Source organism: Halomonas sp. I1 (assembly GCF_032334135.1).
In the GTDB taxonomy this organism is placed as follows: Bacteria; Pseudomonadota; Gammaproteobacteria; order Pseudomonadales; family Halomonadaceae; genus Halomonas.
On record NZ_JAVXUS010000005.1, the window covers coordinates 25172 to 42517 of the forward strand.

General features: G+C 64.9%; 14 protein-coding genes. 8 read left to right on the forward strand and 6 right to left on the reverse strand.

What is annotated here, in order from left to right:
* Positions 1 to 6 precede the first annotated feature (6 nt).
* The 3 genes from RSO41_RS08090 to RSO41_RS08100 form a co-directional block, all read right to left on the reverse strand.
* On the reverse strand, positions 7 to 495 hold the full coding sequence (locus tag RSO41_RS08090; protein WP_275285859.1) for a methylated-DNA--[protein]-cysteine S-methyltransferase: 489 nt from the start codon (positions 493 to 495) through the stop codon (positions 7 to 9).
* Complete coding sequence (locus RSO41_RS08095; RefSeq protein WP_315618602.1) at positions 492 to 1895, reverse strand: DNA-3-methyladenine glycosylase 2 family protein; 1404 nt, start codon at positions 1893 to 1895, stop codon at positions 492 to 494. The genes RSO41_RS08090 and RSO41_RS08095 overlap by 4 nt, the downstream gene beginning before the upstream one ends.
* Positions 1896 to 1998: 103 nt before the next feature.
* Positions 1999 to 2463 carry an Lrp/AsnC family transcriptional regulator gene (locus RSO41_RS08100; RefSeq protein ID WP_315618604.1) on the reverse strand — a complete coding sequence of 155 codons (465 nt, stop codon included), beginning with the start codon at positions 2461 to 2463 and terminating at the stop codon, positions 1999 to 2001.
* 137 nt (positions 2464 to 2600) lie between these two features.
* Here RSO41_RS08100 and kynU point away from each other — a divergent pair, with 137 nt between their 5' ends.
* From kynU to RSO41_RS08130, 6 genes are all read left to right on the forward strand, one after another.
* Entirely contained in the window at positions 2601 to 3830 is a 1230-nt protein-coding gene (gene kynU, locus RSO41_RS08105) for a kynureninase (protein WP_315618605.1), read from the forward strand.
* Between the two features lie 29 nt (positions 3831 to 3859).
* Positions 3860 to 4621, forward strand: a complete 762-nt coding sequence (locus tag RSO41_RS08110; protein WP_315618606.1) for an alpha/beta hydrolase — start codon at positions 3860 to 3862, stop codon at positions 4619 to 4621.
* A 68-nt stretch (positions 4622 to 4689) separates the two neighbouring features.
* Positions 4690 to 6039, forward strand: a complete 1350-nt coding sequence (locus RSO41_RS08115) for a sodium-dependent transporter (protein ID WP_315618607.1) — start codon at positions 4690 to 4692, stop codon at positions 6037 to 6039.
* Between the two features lie 83 nt (positions 6040 to 6122).
* Positions 6123 to 7460, forward strand: a complete 1338-nt coding sequence (locus tag RSO41_RS08120; protein ID WP_315618608.1) for a DUF2252 domain-containing protein — start codon at positions 6123 to 6125, stop codon at positions 7458 to 7460.
* 223 nt (positions 7461 to 7683) lie between these two features.
* Positions 7684 to 9162: a protein adenylyltransferase SelO gene (locus RSO41_RS08125; protein WP_315618609.1), complete on the forward strand. Its 1479-nt coding sequence runs from the start codon at positions 7684 to 7686 to the stop codon at positions 9160 to 9162.
* 86 nt (positions 9163 to 9248) lie between these two features.
* Positions 9249 to 10118, forward strand: a complete 870-nt coding sequence (locus tag RSO41_RS08130; protein ID WP_315618610.1) for an MBL fold metallo-hydrolase — start codon at positions 9249 to 9251, stop codon at positions 10116 to 10118.
* Positions 10119 to 10247: 129 nt separating this feature from the next.
* Here RSO41_RS08130 and katG read toward each other — a convergent pair whose 3' ends face one another.
* Positions 10248 to 12467: a catalase/peroxidase HPI gene (katG, locus tag RSO41_RS08135; protein ID WP_315618612.1), complete on the reverse strand. Its 2220-nt coding sequence runs from the start codon at positions 12465 to 12467 to the stop codon at positions 10248 to 10250.
* A gap of 225 nt (positions 12468 to 12692) precedes the next feature.
* On the reverse strand, positions 12693 to 13640 hold the full coding sequence (locus RSO41_RS08140; protein WP_315618613.1) for a LysR family transcriptional regulator: 948 nt from the start codon (positions 13638 to 13640) through the stop codon (positions 12693 to 12695).
* Positions 13641 to 13802: 162 nt separating this feature from the next.
* On the opposite strand from RSO41_RS08140, the gene RSO41_RS08145 reads away from it, so the two are divergent.
* Positions 13803 to 15302, forward strand: a complete 1500-nt coding sequence (locus RSO41_RS08145; RefSeq protein WP_315618614.1) for a CoA-acylating methylmalonate-semialdehyde dehydrogenase — start codon at positions 13803 to 13805, stop codon at positions 15300 to 15302.
* Positions 15303 to 15381: 79 nt separating this feature from the next.
* Here the strand turns inward: RSO41_RS08145 and RSO41_RS08150 are convergent, their stop codons facing one another.
* Positions 15382 to 16020, reverse strand: coding sequence for a sodium:solute symporter family transporter (locus RSO41_RS08150; RefSeq protein ID WP_315618616.1), 639 nt, complete (start codon positions 16018 to 16020; stop codon positions 15382 to 15384).
* A gap of 125 nt (positions 16021 to 16145) precedes the next feature.
* Here RSO41_RS08150 and RSO41_RS08155 point away from each other — a divergent pair, with 125 nt between their 5' ends.
* Positions 16146 to 17321 (forward strand): RNA-guided endonuclease TnpB family protein, encoded by a 1176-nt coding sequence (locus RSO41_RS08155; protein WP_315618617.1) that lies wholly within the window; start codon positions 16146 to 16148, stop codon positions 17319 to 17321.
* The last annotated feature ends 25 nt before the right edge of the window (positions 17322 to 17346 follow it).

Genomic DNA, 17346 nt, shown 5'->3' on the forward strand with positions numbered 1-17346 from the left:
CTCCCTTCAGGCCAGCTGAAAGGGTACCTCGCCAGCCTCATGGGCCAGCAGCCACTGCTTGCGGCCGATGCCGCCAGCATAGCCGGTGAGCCGGCCGTCGCTGCCGATGACGCGATGGCAGGGCACGACGATGGCGATGGGGTTCTTGCCATTGGCGGCGCCCACCGCGCGCTGCCCGCCCTTGCAGCGGAGCTGCTCGGCGATCTCGGCGTAGTTGCGCGTCTGCCCGTAGGGAATGGTGGTGAGCGCCTCCCAGACGCGCCGCTGGAAGTCGGTGCCCTCGGGGGCGAGCGGCAGGTCGAAGGCCTGGCGGGTGCCGGCGAAGTATTCGGCGAGCTGGGCCCGGGCCTGCTCGGTGTGGGCATTGGGTCGAGACGGTTCGTCCTCTTCCAGGACGAAAGCAATCTCCGTGAGGCCCGAGGCCGTGGCGCTCAGTCGCAGCAGGCCGAGGGCATCGCTTTCCGGTGGCTGGTAGTAGTCGAGGGCATCGGTCATCGGGTCGCCTCCATGACGTTCGGTTCCAGGTTGTCGGGTGCCGGTTCCTGAGACCATAGCTGAAGGGTCAGGTAGCTGCGCCAGGGCGCGGCGCTGGCCGGATCGACACCACCCAGGCGGCCGAGGGCTCGCCGTACCCCGGCGTCGCCGTCCAGCCAGATATCGGGGTGTCCGGTGCCGCGCATGGCGGCATAGTTCGCCGTCCAGGGACCGATGCCCTTGAGGGCCGTCCACTGGAGCGGGTCATCGCCCGACTCGGCACCAGCGTACCAGCTCGCGAAGCGTTGCAGGGTTGCCTTGCGGGCACCGGGCATGCGCAGGAAGTCGAGCTCGCTGGCGGCAACGTCCTCGGGGGTGGGGAAATGATGGCCGGTCTCGGTCGGCTCGCCCAGTCGGGCGACCAGGGTGCCGACCAGCCGGCGGGCGGCGACAATGGAGACCTGCTGGCCGAGGATCGCCCTCACGCCGGCTTCGAACGGTGACCAGACGCCGGGCAGGCGCAGCCCTTCGGTCAGCGGTAGCCCCGGAATGACACGATCGAGATGGGCCTCGATGGTCTCGGTGTCGGCATCCAGGTCGAGGCATCGGCGAATCCGCCGCACAACGGGTGCCAGGACGGCGAGATCGTCCAGTGCCAGCCGGACCCTGAAAGCGTGGCGCGCGGGATCATGTTCGGCGGTGAACCAGCCTCTGGCATGCCCCCAGTAAATGTGTCGTCCGTAATGATGTTCGCCGACCCACTCCAGGCCGTCGATGGCCCGTTGTCGGTGGAAGTCGTGCAAGGGACGCCAGGCATAGGGGGGACGATAGGCAAGCATCAGTGTCAGACCATCGACGCCATCGTCACCGTGGCGGCGCAATTCCCGGGGAGCCAGGCCGATGTGACGGCGAAAGGCATCGTTGAAACGTCTCAGGCTGCGAAAGCCGCTGGCATAGGCAACCTCGGTGATCGGCAGCGTCGTCTGGTGCAGCAACTGCTTGGCGAACAGGCATTGGCGATGCAGGGCATAGGCCTTGGGGGAAACGCCGAGGCGTTGCTGGAACAGCTGGCGCAGGTAGCGCTCGCCGACCCCGAGCCGGTCGCACAGCGCCCCGAGCGAGCCGTCGCGCAGGACGCCCTCGTCGATCAGCCGCAGGGCCCGCTCGAAGGTGGTGTGCGTGCCTCGCCAGGCGGGCGAATCCGGCGCGCTGTCCGGCCGGCATCGCAGCCAAGGGCGGAAGCCGTCCTGCGAGGCGGCCAGGGCGCTGTCGAAGTAGCGCACGTTGCGTTCATGGGGCGGCGTCGCCGGGCAGATCGGACGACAGTAGATACCGGTGGTGGTCACGGCGACCACGAAACGGCCGTCGAAGCGGGCGTCCCGGGCCAGGCGGGCCTGGCGGCACTGGGCGGGGTCCAGCATGGCGGCGTATCTCACTTCCTCTACCCTGTGATGCATCCAAGGATCATGCCACGAGTGTATCGCGGCGTGACGAGGAAACTAGCCGGAATCGGAAGTGAATGCGTCAGTCCGTTCTCAGCGGCCCGTTGGTCTTGAGGGTGTCCATGGCCACCTGGGTGGCGATGTCGTGGATGCCTTCCAGGGGGCTGACGACCTCGGCGAGGAAGTTCGACAGGGCGCCGAGGCTTTCAACCACTACCTTGATGATGAAGTCGTGATTGCCGGTGACGGTATGGCATTCGATGACCTCGTCCCTTTCCAATAGTCCGGCCACGGCGCTCTGTGGGTCATTCATGCGACGCTTGTCCATGGAGAGGAAGATGAATGCGGTGACCTGCAGGCCCAGTGCATGAGGGGAGACGCGTAGCGAATATCCCTGGATCACGCCCTCGCGCTCCAGTCGTGCAATGCGTCGCGAACACTGACTGGTGGAGAGATTCACCCGCTCGGAGAGTTGTCCCAGCGTCAGGCGAGCATCGCGCTGCAGAATATGCAGCAGTTTCAGGTCGAAACGATCGAGTGATGTCATTTCTCTTTATGAGGCAGGTTTTTGCAATAATATTGCATGAACGGTGGTCCAGACCGTGTAAAAACGCAACCCCTCATCATCCATCTGCTCCTAGAATGCCCCGCAGCGATTCCCTTTTCCCTACCCGGAGACTCGACATGAGCGTGAGCCTGGACCATGCGCGTGAGCTCGACCGTCAGGATCCCCTGGCGGGTTTCAAGTCACACTTCACTCTGCCGGAGGGCGTGCTCTACCTAGATGGCAACTCTCTGGGCGCCCAGCCGACCGCCGCCCGGGAAGCCGTCGCCGAGACCATGGACCAGTGGCGTGATGAACTGATCAAGGGTTGGAACCAGGGCTGGTTCGACGCCCCCGAGCGGCTCGGCAACCTGCTCGCCCCGGTACTGGGGGCGCGCGAGGGGGAAGTGGTGGTCACCGACAACATCACGCTCAATATCTTCAAGCTGCTGGGCTATATCACCGGCCAGCGGACCGATGGGCGCCGTGTGGTGCTGAGCGAGGACGGCAATTTTCCGACCGACGGCTACATCGCCCAGGGCTTCTGCCGCTTCGGCGACTTCGAGCACCGCTTTCTGCCCGAGGGAGCCGAGCTGGCCGACCACCTGGACGGCGTGGCTGTGGTGGTGCTGAGTCAGGTCAATTACCGCACCGGTCGGCTGCGCGACATGGCGGCCATTACCCGCCAGGTGCATGAGCATGGCGCCGAGGTCATCTGGGACCTGGCCCACTCGGCCGGCGCGCTACCGGTGGACCTGAACGGTTGCGGTGCCCGCTATGCCGTGGGCTGCACCTACAAGTACCTCAACGGTGGCCCCGGTGCCCCGGCCTTCCTGTATGTCCACCGCGATCACCAGGACAGTGGCTGGCAGCCGCTGTCCGGCTGGCACGGGCATGCTGCGCCCTTCGCTTTCGAGGCGGACTATGCGCCGGCCGGCGATATCACCCGCTTTCGTACCGGTACTCACTCGGCGCTGATCTACAGCGCTCTGGAGGCTTCGCTGGAAATGTGGGCCGAGGTCGACATGCAGGCGCTGCGCGACAAGAGTCTGGCGATGAGCGAACTGTTCCGTGACTGCCTGGCCGACTTGCTTGATCCCTTTGGTATCGCCGATATCACCCCGGTAGCCGGGGAGCGGGGCAGTCAGGTGTCGCTGTTGGATACCCGGAACGGCTTCGCCATCGTCCAGGCATTGATCGCCCGTGGGGTGATCGGCGACTACCGCGAGCCCGGACTGATGCGCTTTGGTTTCACACCGCTTTACCTGAGTTTCGAGGACGTCTGGCAGGCGGCCCGTCACTTCCGCGAGGTGCTGGAGAGCGGTGAGTACCGGGATCCGCAGTTTCATGTCCGCTCCGCGGTGACCTGACGGCAGGGAAAGACAAGGGAGCGGATGCCATGACCGATGAGGCGCGGGACCATGCCTACTCGCCGAGCCGTTTCGCCCGGGACGACGAGGCCACTCTGGCCCGGCAAGCCGCTGAAGGGGCCGAACTGGTGATACGTCACCGGCCCCGCCGGCTGGACGATGGTGAGGAACCAGCGGCCCAGCTGAACCTGTTCGTCCCAGAGGGTGCGGGACCCTGGCCGCTGATGGCGTTCATCCACGGCGGCTACTGGCAGGCGTTGGACCACACCGCCACCGACTTCCTGGCCGAGCGCTATCTGGCCCGGGGCATGGCCTTCGCTTCCCTGGGCTATGGGCTGGCGCCGGAGACGTCGATCGAGACCATGAGCGAGCAGTGCGCACGGGGGCTGGCAGTGGCGCTCGCGGCGCTCGGCGAGTACGGCGGCGCCGGCTTCGTGACCCTGGGCGGCCATAGTGCCGGCGCCCAACTGGCCTGCCGGGTGGCCGCCGAGGGTGGCACGCGCCTCGACGGGTTGCTGCTGGTCAGCGGCGTCTATGACCTGACCCCGCTGGTCGACACCTACGTCAATGCACCGCTGGGGCTGGACCGAGCGCGGGCTCGGGCATTGAGTCCGCTGTTCGGCGAACTGGCCGAATTGCCGCCGAGCCGGGTGATGATCGCCGAGCACGACCCGCCGGCCTTCCGGGCCCAGGGGCGCGACTTCGTGGCCGCGCTGCATGCCGCCGGTCGTGAGGCTTTACTCGTCGACCTGCCGGGCTGTGATCATTTCGACGTTCTCGACCATCTCTAGGCCGCCGAGGCGGCCACCACAACAACGATAGCGGAGTCGCGCAGCGACTCCCCATGGATTCTTTCGTCATGAACACGACAAGAGCGCAGTTTTCTTCTCGCTTTGGCTTTCTGATGGCTGCGGCCGGTGCCGCCGTAGGCCTGGGCAACGTCTGGAGCTTTCCGTCCATGGCCGCCAACAATGGCGGTGGTGCCTTTTTGCTGCTGTATCTGGTGATGGCTTTCATCCTCGCCTATCCGGCGTTGATGGCCGAGCTGACCCTGGGGCGCTACGCCCAGAGCGGGGTCATCCAGGCCATGTCGCGCGTCGGTGGGCCCGGCACTGCCGGTCGGCTGGGCGCCGCCATCGGCGTCCTGGCCATCCTCACGGCCTGCCTGGGTCAGGCTTTTTACGCCATCGTCACCGGCTGGTTGATCGGTGACACCCTGGTGCCCCTGCTCGACCTGCTGGGGCTGGAGGCCTGGGCAGTGCGTCTCGACGAAGTCGGCTTCTGGAAGGATTGGTGGCTGGCCAGCCTGGCCATGCTGGTGACCGTCGGCGTGGTGCTGGCCGGGGTCAACAAGGGTATCGAGCGCTGGTCCAAGCGGTTGATGCCGTTGTTGATCGTGCTGATGCTGGCGTTGATCCTGGTGGTCATGACCCTGCCCGGCGCCACCGCCGGGCTCGCCGCCTACCTGGTGCCGGATGTCTCCCGGGTCTCCGGCCAACTGGTGGTAGACGCCATGGGCCAGGCCTTCTTCTCGCTGTCCATCGGCGTCGGTGCCATGGTGATCTATGGCTCCTACCTGAGCCGCGAGGCCAGCTTGCCCAGGACCGGCGCCCAGGTGATGTTCATCGACATGGGCGTGGCCTTTATCGCCGGGTTGCTGATCGTGCCCTCGATGTTCGTGGCCGACGAGCTGGGGGTGGACATCTTCGACGCCAACGGGCAATTGCAGAGCTCCTCGACGCTGCTGTTCGACGTGATGCCGGCGATGTTCGCCCAGCTTGGCGGACTGGGCGCCGGACTCGAGGTGCTGTTCTTCGCTCTGCTGGCGATCGCCGCCCTGACCTCCATGTTTCCCGTGCTGGAGGTGCCGGTGGCGACCCTCGTCGAGACCGGTCGAGTCTCGCGGCGCTGGGCGACCCTGCTGATGGGCGTGGTGATCTTCGCGATATCCACCTTGATCCTGATGCATTTCGATCCGCTGTTCGGCTGGGCGATCACCGTCACCATCACCTACAACATGCCGCTGATCGGTGCCCTTGTGTGTCTCTACGTGGGCTGGCTGCTGTCGCGCAATGCCAAGCTGAAGGAGCTGCGCCGGGGGGCGCCCGAGATCGAGAACACACTTTTCTGGAAGCTCTGGCCCTGGTACATCCGCTTCGTCTGCCCGGTATTGCCCCTGGTGGTCCTGTTCAATGGCTTGTCCGACTAGCCGGGCTTGCCTGTGGGCAGTGGGCTTGCTTGACTGATACGGGGCCGCGTCGGCGGCCTTCGTCGATCATCGGGAGATGTCACATGCCACAACCCCTGACACGCCATAACCGCCCCCGCCAGGTGCTGGACGCGATCGCCGCCGCCAATGCCGGGCTGTCCGAGGCGGATCGCGAAGCCAAGTACGCCAAGCTGGCCGAGTCGCCGTACCGCTTTTTCCGGGGCACCAACCACCTCTACTGGGATGATGTCTGGCATGATTGGCGCTTCGCCCTCTATGGCGGTTTGCCCGAGACCCAGACCTGGCTGCAGGGCGACGCCCATGCCTACAACTTCGGCGCATACGGGCATCGCGACGATACCGTGCGGTACGGCATGGATGATTTTGACGATGCCATGATCGGCGATTACCAATACGATCTGTGGCGGCTGGCGATCAGCCTGGTGCTTGATGCCCGCGAGAACGTCGGTCTGTCACGCAAGGCGATCGACAAGGCTCTGGCGACGCTGACCGAGAGTTATCACGATGAACTGGCCGGCCACCTGAATGGGGAAGCCCCCGACGGTGTGACCCTGGAGACCGCCAAGGGGCCTGTCGCGCCCTTTCTCGAGAAGGTCGCCGCCAAGCGCAGCCGCGCCAGGATGCTGGACAAGTGGACCCGCATGAGCGATGAAGGACGCCGCTTCGCTGAGCGCCCGGACAAGCTCGCTCGCCTGCCGGCGCATTTGGCCAGCCAGTTGCGCAAGGCCATCGAGGGGGAATACCGCGAGACGCTGCGCAGCGAGCGTGCCGAGGCCGAGGAGGATCACTTCAGGGTCAAGGATCTGGCGCGGCGCCTGGATGCCGGCACCGGCTCGCTGGGCCTGGAACGTTACTATGCGCTGATCGAGGGCGGGCGCGATCACGAGCACGACGATGTGATCCTCGACATCAAGCAGCAGACAACGCCGGAGGGCTGGCGGTTGATGAATGCCGCCGAGAAACGGGCCTGGCGTCGTGCCTTTCCCCATGAAGGGGCACGCCATGCCGCCGCCTTCCATGCCATCGCCGAACATCCCGATCCGTATCTGGGGTGGCTGCACATCGGGGACACCGTGTACTCGGTGCGCGAGCGCTCGCCCTTCAAGGATGACTTTCCGACCCACAAGCTGGATGACGGCAAGTCCTACCGCAAGCTGGTCAAGCGTTGGGGGCGTATCCTTGCCCGGGAGCACCTGCGCGGTGCCCGGGCCCTGTATCCGGAGGATCCTGGCAGTTTCGCACGCAGCGTCTGTGCACGGCTCGAGGGGCGAATGGATCACTTCACCGACATGGTCACCACCCTGGCGGTCAGCTATGCCGAATGCGTCGCTCAGGACTATCGCACCTTCGTCGCCAGCCGTGTCGAACAGGCCGAGGAAATGTCGGCGCAGGAGGCATGATCTTCACCGTGTTCGGGAATGTTGGCCAGCATCGCCTGTCCTTGTAGTGTGAGGGAAAAACTGCATAAATGCCTGCGCATGCAAATCGCTGCGTTACGCGGTGCTCAAAAGCTCGCCTAACTCTTCGTTATGTCTCGCTTTCTGTGCTCCGGGCGCCTTGCGCTTCACGATGCTCGGCAATTTATTCAGCATTTCCTGAGAGGCCCACTGTACAGGAGGCGTCATGTTCCCGAGCTTTTCCCTGCGCTATGTGCGCCTGCCCGAGCGGTTGCGCGCCGAATGCCTGCCCACGCCGGTCGAACGCCCCCGGCTGGTGGCCTTCAACCGGGAGCTCGCCGACGAGCTGGGCTTCGATCTCGGCGCCTTCGATGCCGACGAGGCCGCCGAGGCGTTCGCCGGCAACACGGTGCCCGAGGGTGCCGAGCCGTTGGCTATGGCCTACGCTGGCCACCAGTTCGGCAACTTCGTGCCACAGCTCGGCGATGGCCGAGCGCTTCTGCTGGGCGAAGTGATCGATCGCCAGGGGCGGCCGCGCGATATCCAGCTCAAGGGCAGTGGCCGCACGCCTTTCTCGCGGGGCGGGGACGGGCGGGCACCGCTCGGTCCGGTACTGCGCGAATACCTGGTCAGCGAGGCCATGCAGGCCCTGGGCATTCCGACGACCCGGGCGCTGGCCGCCGTGACGACCGGCGAGCGCGTCTTCCGCCGCATTCCCGAGCCCGGCGCGGTGTTGACGCGGGTGGCATCCAGCCACCTTCGCGTGGGGACGTTCCAGTACTTCGCCGCGCGGGGAGATACCGAGGCGGTGCGCCTGCTGGCCGACGAGGCCATCGCCCGTCACTATCCGCATCTCGCCGACCGCACCGATGACGGCGAGCGTTACCTGGCGCTGCTCGATGCCGTGGCGGAGCGTCAGGCCGAGCTGGTGGCACGCTGGATGGGCGTCGGCTTCATCCATGGCGTCATGAACACCGACAACACTGCCATCTCGGGCGAGACCATCGATTATGGTCCCTGTGCCTTCATGGACACCTTTGATCCGCGCACGGTGTACAGCTCCATCGATGAGCAGGGGCGCTATGCCTACGTCAATCAGCCGGTGATCATCCAGTGGAATCTCGCACGCTTCGCCGAGACGCTGGTGCCGCTGATCGACAGCGATGGTGAGCGTGCCGTCGAGCGCGCCACGCCGATCATCCGTGATGTCTCGGAACGCTTCGAAGCGCGCTGGCGTGAGGTGATGCGTGCCAAGCTTGGCTTGGCCACCGAGGAGGACGGTGATGGCGAGCTCGCCCAGGCGCTGCTGGATGCCATGCGTACCGGGCGCGCCGACTTCCACCTGGCCTTTCGCCATCTGGCCGATGCCGTCGAGTCGCTGGCCGAGGCGCCACGCCTGTGGGAAATCTTCGAGACGACCGACGAGCTCGAGACATGGCTGCCGCGCTGGCACGAACGCCTGGGCCGGGAGAGCGTGTCGAACGACGAGATCGTGACACGCCTGAACGCCGCCAATCCGGCGGTAGTGCCCCGCAACCATCGCGTCGCCGAGGCCATTGCCGCCGCCGAGCAGGGCGACTTCGGGCCCTTCGAGGCCTTGCTGGCAGTGATCACCGATCCCTATACGACGCCGGACACCGAGGTCGATTACACCCGGCCGCCGCGCGATGCGGAGAAAGTCTTGCGAACCTTCTGCGGTACCTGAGGTCTCGAGCTCGATGACTCATGGTCTCTTTCCGGGACGTGCCAGCAACGGTGTCCCTCATTCTTTGCTGCAAACGGAGGCATCCCATGTCCCAGCAGCCCATCGTCCAGGTCTTCTTCGACGAGCCCACCAATACCTTCAGTTACGTGGTACAGGATCCCGCCAGCAAGGCGTGTGCGATCCTCGACTCGGTGCTCGATTTCGATTACGCCGCCGGTCGTACCGATGTCCGCTCCGCCGACGAGATCATTGCCTTCGTGCGCGATAATGGCCTGGAGGTGGCGTGGATTCTCGAGACCCATGTTCACGCCGACCATCTCTCGGCGGCGCCTTATCTGCACGAGAGGTTGGGCGGGCAGACCGGCATCGGCGCCAATATCACCGTGGTGCAGGAGGTCTTCGGCAAGGTGTTCAATGTGGGTAGCGAGTTGGCGCGCGACGGTAGCCAGTTCGATCGCCTCTTCGAGGAGGCTGACACCTTTGCCATCGGCAACCTGGAAGGTCGCGTGCTGCACACGCCGGGACACACGCCGGCCTGCCTGACCTACGTGATCGGCGATGCGGCCTTCGTCGGCGATACGCTGTTCATGCCCGATTATGGCACTGCACGCTGTGACTTCCCCGGAGGTGATGCCCGCGCGTTGTACCGGTCCATCCAGAAGGTGCTGGCGCTGCCCGGCGAGACGCGCCTGTTCCTGTGCCACGACTACAAGGCGCCGGAGCGCGAGGAATATTGCCACGAGACCACGGTGGCCGAAGAGCGCGCTCACAACGTTCATGTGCATGAGGGGGTCGGCGAGGAGGCGTTCGTCAAGATGCGCACCGAGCGCGACGCGACCCTGGGCATGCCGCGGCTGATCATCCCAGCGGTGCAGGTCAACATGCGCGCCGGCGAGATGCCTCCCGCCGAGGAGAATGGCCAGGTCTACCTCAAGGTACCCATCGACGCGTTCTGAGTCGCCATCGATGCCGAGCCTCGACGGGAACCCGGTCTTGCCATTGGCGAGACCATCAAGCCGAAGTAAAGCCGCGCCGGCCCGGGGCCGACGCGGCTTCTTTAGTGCCTCTGCGCGAGGCAGGACGGTTCAGGCGAGGTCGAAGCGGTCCGCGTCCATCACCTTGTTCCAGGCTGCGACAAAGTCCTTGATGAATTTTTCTTCGGCGTCGTTCTGGGCATAGACCTCGGTCAGGGCGCGCAGTTGCGCATTGGCGCCGAAGAGCAGGTCCACGCGGGTGGCGGTCCACTTCAGGTTGCCGGTCTTGCGGTCGCGTCCCTCGTAGAGGTCTTCCTCGGACGAGACCGGCTGCCAGTCGGTGCCCATGTCCACCAGGTTGACGAAGAAGTCGTTGGTGAGCGTGCCGGGGCGGTCGGTGAGGATGCCATGCGCCACATCGCCATGGTTGGCGCCCAGGGCCCTCATGCCGCCGACCAGTACGGTCATCTCCGGCGCGGAGAGTCCCAGCAGCTGGGCACGGTCGACCAGCAGTTCCTCGTCGGGAACGGTGAATCGGGTGCGACGGTAGTTGCGGAAGCCGTCGGCCTCGGGGCGGAGCACCTCGAAGGAGTCGGCGTCGGTCTGCTCGTCCGTGGCATCGGTACGACCCGGCGAGAAGGGCACTTCGATGGCGTGTCCGGCGTCCTTGGCGGCCTTCTCGATCGCGGCGGCACCGCCGAGCACGATGAGGTCGGCCAGGGACACTCGCTTGTTGCCTGACTGGGCGGCATTGAAGTCGTCCTGAATGCCTTCCAGCGTTTCGAGCACCTTGGCCAGGCGTTCGGGCTGGTTGGCTTCCCAGTCTTTCTGCGGTGCCAGGCGGATGCGGGCGCCGTTGGCGCCGCCACGCATGTCGGAGCCGCGGAAGGTGCTGGCGGAGGCCCAGGCGGTGAATACCAGCTCGGAAACCGTGAGGCCGGAGCCGAGCAGTTTGCGCTTGAGCTCGACGATGTCCTGGGCATCGATCAGCTCGTGATCCACCGGCGGTACCGGGTCCTGCCAGATCAGGTCCTCGTCGGGCACTTCCGGGCCGAGATAGCGGGCTTTCGGGCCCATGTCGCGGTGGGTCAGCTTGAACCAGGCGCGGGCGAAGGCATCGGCGAATGCTTCCGGATTCTCGTAGAAGCGGCGCGAAATCTTCTCGTAGGACGGGTCATAGCGCAGTGACAGGTCGGTGACCAGCATCATCGGAGGACGACGCTTCGAGCTGCCCTCCGGCCCCGGGATTTCATCGCCTTGGGCGTCCTTGGCGACGAACTGCCAGGCGCCGGCCGGGCTCTTGGTCAGTTCCCATTCATAGCCGAACAGGTTCTCGAAGAAGTAGTTGCTCCATTGAGTGGGCGTCTGGGTCCAGATCACCTCCGGGCCGCCGCCCATGGTGTCTTCGCCCATGCCCTTGCCGTAGCTGCTCTTCCAGCCGAGGCCCATCATCTCGATGGGGGCCGCTTCCGGCTCGGGGCCAACCTGCTCTTCCGTCCCGGCGCCGTGCGTCTTGCCGAAGGTGTGGCCGCCGGCGATCAGTGCCACGGTTTCCTCGTCGTTCATCGCCATGCGGGCGAAGGTTTCGCGGATGTCGTGGGCCGCCTTGACCGGGTCCGGTTCGCCCTCGGGCCCTTCCGGGTTCACGTAGATGAGACCCATGTGGGTCGCGCCCAGCGGGTCTTCCAGCTCCCGGTTTTGCTTGTCGACGATGCGTTCGTCACTGCCGAGCCATTCCTTCTCGGCGCCCCAGTAGATATCTTCCTCCGGCTCCCAGGTATCTTCGCGTCCGCCGGCGAAGCCGAAGGTCTTGAAGCCCATGGACTCCAGCGCCACGTTGCCGGCCAGCACGTAGAGGTCGGCCCAGGACAGCTTGTTGCCGTATTTCTGCTTGATCGGCCACAGCAGGCGGCGGGCCTTGTCCAGGTTGACGTTGTCCGGCCAACTGTTGAGCGGCGCGAAGCGTTGTTGGCCGCCCCCGGCGCCGCCGCGGCCGTCGCCCATGCGATAGGTACCGGCGCTGTGCCAGGCCATGCGGATCATCAGGCCGCCGTAGTGTCCGAAATCGGCCGGCCACCAGTCCTGAGAGTCGGTCATCAGATCGGTGAGGTCCTGCTTGACCGCCGGCAGGTCGAGTTTCTTGAATTCCTCGGCATAGTTGAACCCCTCACCCATGGGATTCGACCTGGTGGTGTGCTGATGGAGGATCCCCAGGTTGAGCTGGTTGGGCCACCAGTCACGGTTTTCCGTGCCCTGGCCGCGCATGTTGGTATTGCTGCCGTGCATCACAGGGCACTGGCCAGCCGCCTTGCCATTCTGTTGTTCGCCCATGGTTTTCTCCCCCGATCAATAAGCGTCTTGGGTGGAACTACAACGTGTGGGACTCGCCCCTTCGTGGATGTCGATTCCGTTTCGAAACGAGGCAGCATTCGGGGCGTGTCCTGCCATCTTCAAGCTACTCCTTGCGGTCAGGGTGTTGCCAAATGCCTTTTCCAACCATAGTGATAGCATCATTCAATAGGGACTGTGACGGGCGATGCATATCGTGTTTCCGGTTCAGCCGGGGGGCCGGGGGACCGTCAGCTCGCAGCCCTCGCCCATCAGGAAGTCGCGATTGATCGCCAGGGCATCGCGCAGGAATTCCCAGAGCAAGCGTACCCGGGCGAGACGGCGCTGTTCCTGGCGCGCGGTGATCCAGAATTGCCGCACGATATCCACATCATCGGTCAGCAGACTGGATAGCTCCCGTGTGGTGGATGCCATGAAGCAGGGTAGCACGGCGAGTCCGGCACCGTGCAGGCAGGCGCTGTGCTGGGTCGTGACGCTGGTGCCGCGCATGGTGAAATGGGGGCCGGGATGTCCGACCACGGCCGGGTCGAGCAAGGGGTCGAGGTAACTGAGCTGCTCGCTGAAGATCAGGTCGTCGACGTAGCCGATCAGCTGGTGTCGGCTCAGGTCGGCGAGCCGTCCGGGGCTGCCGTGGCGGGTCAGGTAGTCCTGGCTGCCATAGAGGCGCAGGCGATAGTCGCAGAGTCGCGAAATCACCAGGCCCGGGCTAGACGGGCGTTCGATGGTGATCGCCAGGTCGGCCTCGTGACGACTCAGGTTGACCACGCGGGGCAGGGCCAGCAGGTCCAGGGTGACGCCCGGGTGGCGCTCACAGAAGGCGGTGAGCAACGGCGCGATCACCCAGGTGCCGAAGCCTTCGGTGACACCGAGGCGAATCTGGCCGCTGATCCGATGGTTCTGGTCGGTGAGGCCTTCGCCGGCCTCGAAGGCATGGCGCGCCATTTCCTCGGCGTGAGCCAGCAGGCGGTGGCCGGCCTCGGTGAGGTGATAACCGTGAGTGCTGCGTTCGAAGAGCTGCGTATTGAGGCGTTGTTCGAAGCGGCGTGTGCGGCGCGACAGGGTAGAGTGGTCGAGCCCCAGGCGTCGGGCGGCGTCGGCGAGGCGTTGGCTGCGTGCTACCTCCAGGAATATCTGGATGTCCTGCCAGTCGAGCATGGGGGAACTCCGGGGCATCGATGGTTGTGCGTGAATGCACAAGCAATGTGCCTGTGTGCGCGTTGTTTCGCCATCCGACGTCTGGCTAGACTCGAACCCTTCGGGTGCCTTGCCGATATGCACACGACACCACAATCATAATCGTCACAGGAGCATGCCCCCATGTCCGTTCGCGAGATTCCACTGTACATCGATGGCCAGGCTGTCCCCTCACGGAGTCAGGAGGTGCGCGACGTGGTCAATCCGGCGACCCAGGAGGTGGTCGCCCGCGTTCCCTTCTGTACCGAGGAAGAAGTCGATCGCGCCGTGGCCAGTGCCAAGGAGGCCTTCAGGAGCTGGCGCAAGGTGCCGCTGGGCAAGCGGCAGCGCATCATGCTCAAGCTGCAGGCGCTGATCCGCGAGCACACCGAGGAACTGGCGGCGCTGATCACCGAAGAACATGGCAAGACGCTGCCGGACGCCGCCGGCGAGGTGGGGCGCGGCCTGGAAGTCGTGGAGCACGCCTGCTCGATCACCTCGTTGCAACTTGGCGAGCTGGCCGAGAATGCTGCCAGCGAGGTGGATGTCTACACCCTCAACCAGCCGCTTGGCGTGGGCGCCGGCATCACGGCCTTCAACTTTCCGATCATGCTGCCCTGCTTCATGTTTCCGCTGGCCATCGCCACTGGCAACACCTTCGTGCTCAAGCCGTCCGAGCAGGACCCCAGCTCGACCATGAGGCTGGTGGAGCTGGCCCATGAAGCCGGCGTGCCGGCCGGGGTGCTCAACGTGGTGCATGGCGGGCCGGACGTAGCCAACCGGATCGCCGATCACACCGATATCAAGGCGCTGTCCTTCATCGGCTCCAGCCATGTCGGCTCGCTGCTTTACAACCGCGCCGCGGCCGCCGGCAAGCGGATGCAGTCGATGATGGGCGCCAAGAACCATTGCGTGGTCATGCCCGATGCCAATCGCAGCCAGGCGATCAACAACCTGCTGGGCTCGGCCTTCGGCGCCGCCGGCCAGCGCTGCATGGCCAACTCCGTGGTGGTGCTGGTCGGCGAGGCGCGGTCATGGCTGGACGATATTGTCGAGGGGGCACGCAACATGAAGGTCGGCCCCGGCACCCAGCGTGATGCTGACCTCGGCCCGCTGGTGTCGCCGGCCGCCAAGGCGCGGGTGGAAGACTTGATCGCTACCGGCGAGCGGGAAGGTGCCAGGCTGCTGGTCGATGGTCGAGGCCATCAGGTGGAGGGCTACCCCGACGGCAACTTTGTGGGGCCGACCCTGTTCAGTGACGTGACCACCGAGATGACCATCTATCGCGAGGAGATCTTCGGGCCGGTGCTGTGCGTGGTGGGGGTCGAGACCCTGGATGAGGCCATCGATTTCATCAATGCCAACCCCAACGGCAACGGTACCTCCATCTTCACCAACTCCGGTTGGGTGGCGCGACGCTTCGAGACCGACATCGATGTCGGCCAGGTGGGCATCAACGTGCCGATCCCGGTGCCGGTGGCCTACTTCAGCTTCACTGGCTCCCGAGCCTCCAAGCTCGGCGATCTGGGCCCCAACGGCAAGCAGGCGATCGCCTTCTGGACCCAGACCAAGACGGTCACCGCCCGCTGGTTCGAGCCGGAAAACGTCTCCAGCGGCATCAACAGCACGATTTCGCTGAGTTGACCCGCCGCGACGATGACGATGCGAACGGCCCCGCCTCTCGCGAGACGGGGCCGTCGTCGTCCTCGATGGGAGGCGCCACTTATCCTTTGGAGGATGCCGTGGAAGCCGTCAGGTCGGCGTCGGGCGCCTCCTCCATGCGACGTCGTTCCTGGTCGAGGATGGCCAGCGCTTGCTCGGAGGTGGTACGCGGGGCCCGGGTCAGCAAGCTGACGAGCACGCCGCCGCCGATCGCCAGCAGCACCGAGGGAATGCTGGGGTTGCCCCAGAAGTCGTTCCAGCCGGCATTGGCGGTGATGGCCAGGGAGGTGGCCGAGGCGGTGACCAGCGAGGCCACTGCGCCCTGCCAGTTGTAGCGCGGCCAGAATCGGCCCAGCAGCCCGCACACGAACATGCCGGCCAGCACCGTCGAGATCATCGTGGTGATGTAGTCGATGACATTGTCCGAGGCCAGCGCGAAGGTCAGGGCCAGGCCGATGGTGACGACCAGTGCGAGGCGTGAGTAGAGCACCACGTGACGGGCCGAGGGTGTTCTGCCGGTGAACAGCACATAGAGGTCACGCATCAGCGTCGAGACCCCGGCGATGGCGTCGGAGCTGGCGCTGGACATGGTCGCCGAGAGACCGGCGACCAGAAGCAGCAGGCCGAGTCCCATCGGCAGCACTTCGGTGGCCAGGAAGGGGAAGGCGAAGTTGCTGTTGTCCAGCGACGGGTTCAGCAAAATCCGCGTGAACCCTCGCCCACTCGGGCAGGGATACAAGCGGGAAGTGCGGTAGCACTGCTGGGTTTGCGGCATTGGGCACGGCGGTATACGCTGAACATACATCCAGTTGTTAATGACGTTCCATGCTGAAGGCCACCAAGATACGTATCTACCCCACGGTCGAGCAGGTGGCGTTTCTGAACCGCCAGTTCGGCGCGGTGCGTTTCTGCTACAACACCGGCCTTCGTATCATGTCCCATCGCTACATGCGCCATGGTCAGTCGTTGAGTGCAAAGCACGACATCAAAAAGCTGCTGCCGGTGGCCAAGAAGTCCCGCAAGTATGGCTGGCTGAAAGAAGCGGATTCCATGGCTCTCCAGCAGTCGTGCATCAATCTCGATCAAGCCTTCCAGCGCTTCTTCGACCCCAAGCAGAAGGCCGGTTATCCGCGCTTCAAGAGCAAGCGGGGCAAGCAGTCCAGCTATCACTGCGTCGGCGTCAATGCCGGCGATAGCTGGATCAAGGTGCCCAAGCTCGGGCCGATCAAGGCCAGGATGCATCGCCAGGTCGAAGGCAGGCTGAAAAGCATCACTCTGACCCGAACGGTCACCGGCAAGCACTACGCCTCGCTGCTCTACGAAACACAACAGGTCGCCCCGGCACTCCTGAAGGATATAGACGCTGCCGGTGTCGTCGGCCTCGACATGGGGTTGTCGCATCTGGCCATTGACTCCACCGGCCGCAAGATCGCCAACCCGCGATTCCTCAGGCAGGCGCAGAAAAACCTCAAGCGCAAACAGCAGGCGCTGTCACGCACGAAGAAGGGCAGTGCCCGCCGGGGCCGGGCACGATTACTCGTCGCCAAGGCGCATGAGCGGGTCGCCAATGCCCGCAACGACTTTCAGCACAAACTCTCTCGACAGATCGTTGACGACAACCAAGCGGTGATCGTTGAGACGCTGAAGGTCCGCAACATGATGAAGAACGCCAAGCTCGCCAAACACATCGGCGATGCGTCATGGCATGCCTTGACTGCCAAGCTGGATTACAAGGCCAGAGAGCAGGGCAAGCATCTGGTCAAGATCGACCCGTGGTTTGCCAGCTCCAGGACTTGCCATGTCTGCCAGCACAAGATGGACGCTATGCCGCTGAGTCTCCGGTCGTGGGAGTGCCCCGCCTGCCACACACAGCACGACCGGGACATCAACGCGGCGCTGAACATCAAGCATCAAGGCATCGTGAAGTTGAAGGCGGAAGGGCTGTCCGTCTCTGCCCACGGAGGCTTGCGTAAGTCCGGCATGTCGCCGGCTGCTGCCTGAGAAGTGGGAAGCCTCGCCTGTGGCG

Coding starts and splice junctions, on each gene's coding strand:
- RSO41_RS08115 (WP_315618607.1), top strand. CDS start 4,690: ATGAACACGACAAGAGCGCAGTTTTCTTCTCGCTTTGGCTTTCTGATG.
- RSO41_RS08125 (WP_315618609.1), top strand. CDS start 7,684: ATGTTCCCGAGCTTTTCCCTGCGCTATGTGCGCCTGCCCGAGCGGTTG.
- RSO41_RS08100 (WP_315618604.1), bottom strand. CDS start 2,463: ATGACATCACTCGATCGTTTCGACCTGAAACTGCTGCATATTCTGCAG.
- RSO41_RS08095 (WP_315618602.1), bottom strand. CDS start 1,895: ATGCTGGACCCCGCCCAGTGCCGCCAGGCCCGCCTGGCCCGGGACGCC.
- RSO41_RS08130 (WP_315618610.1), top strand. CDS start 9,249: ATGTCCCAGCAGCCCATCGTCCAGGTCTTCTTCGACGAGCCCACCAAT.
- RSO41_RS08090 (WP_275285859.1), bottom strand. CDS start 495: ATGACCGATGCCCTCGACTACTACCAGCCACCGGAAAGCGATGCCCTC.
- RSO41_RS08140 (WP_315618613.1), bottom strand. CDS start 13,640: ATGCTCGACTGGCAGGACATCCAGATATTCCTGGAGGTAGCACGCAGC.
- RSO41_RS08155 (WP_315618617.1), top strand. CDS start 16,146: ATGCTGAAGGCCACCAAGATACGTATCTACCCCACGGTCGAGCAGGTG.
- RSO41_RS08145 (WP_315618614.1), top strand. CDS start 13,803: ATGTCCGTTCGCGAGATTCCACTGTACATCGATGGCCAGGCTGTCCCC.
- RSO41_RS08120 (WP_315618608.1), top strand. CDS start 6,123: ATGCCACAACCCCTGACACGCCATAACCGCCCCCGCCAGGTGCTGGAC.
- kynU (WP_315618605.1), top strand. CDS start 2,601: ATGAGCGTGAGCCTGGACCATGCGCGTGAGCTCGACCGTCAGGATCCC.
- RSO41_RS08110 (WP_315618606.1), top strand. CDS start 3,860: ATGACCGATGAGGCGCGGGACCATGCCTACTCGCCGAGCCGTTTCGCC.
- katG (WP_315618612.1), bottom strand. CDS start 12,467: ATGGGCGAACAACAGAATGGCAAGGCGGCTGGCCAGTGCCCTGTGATG.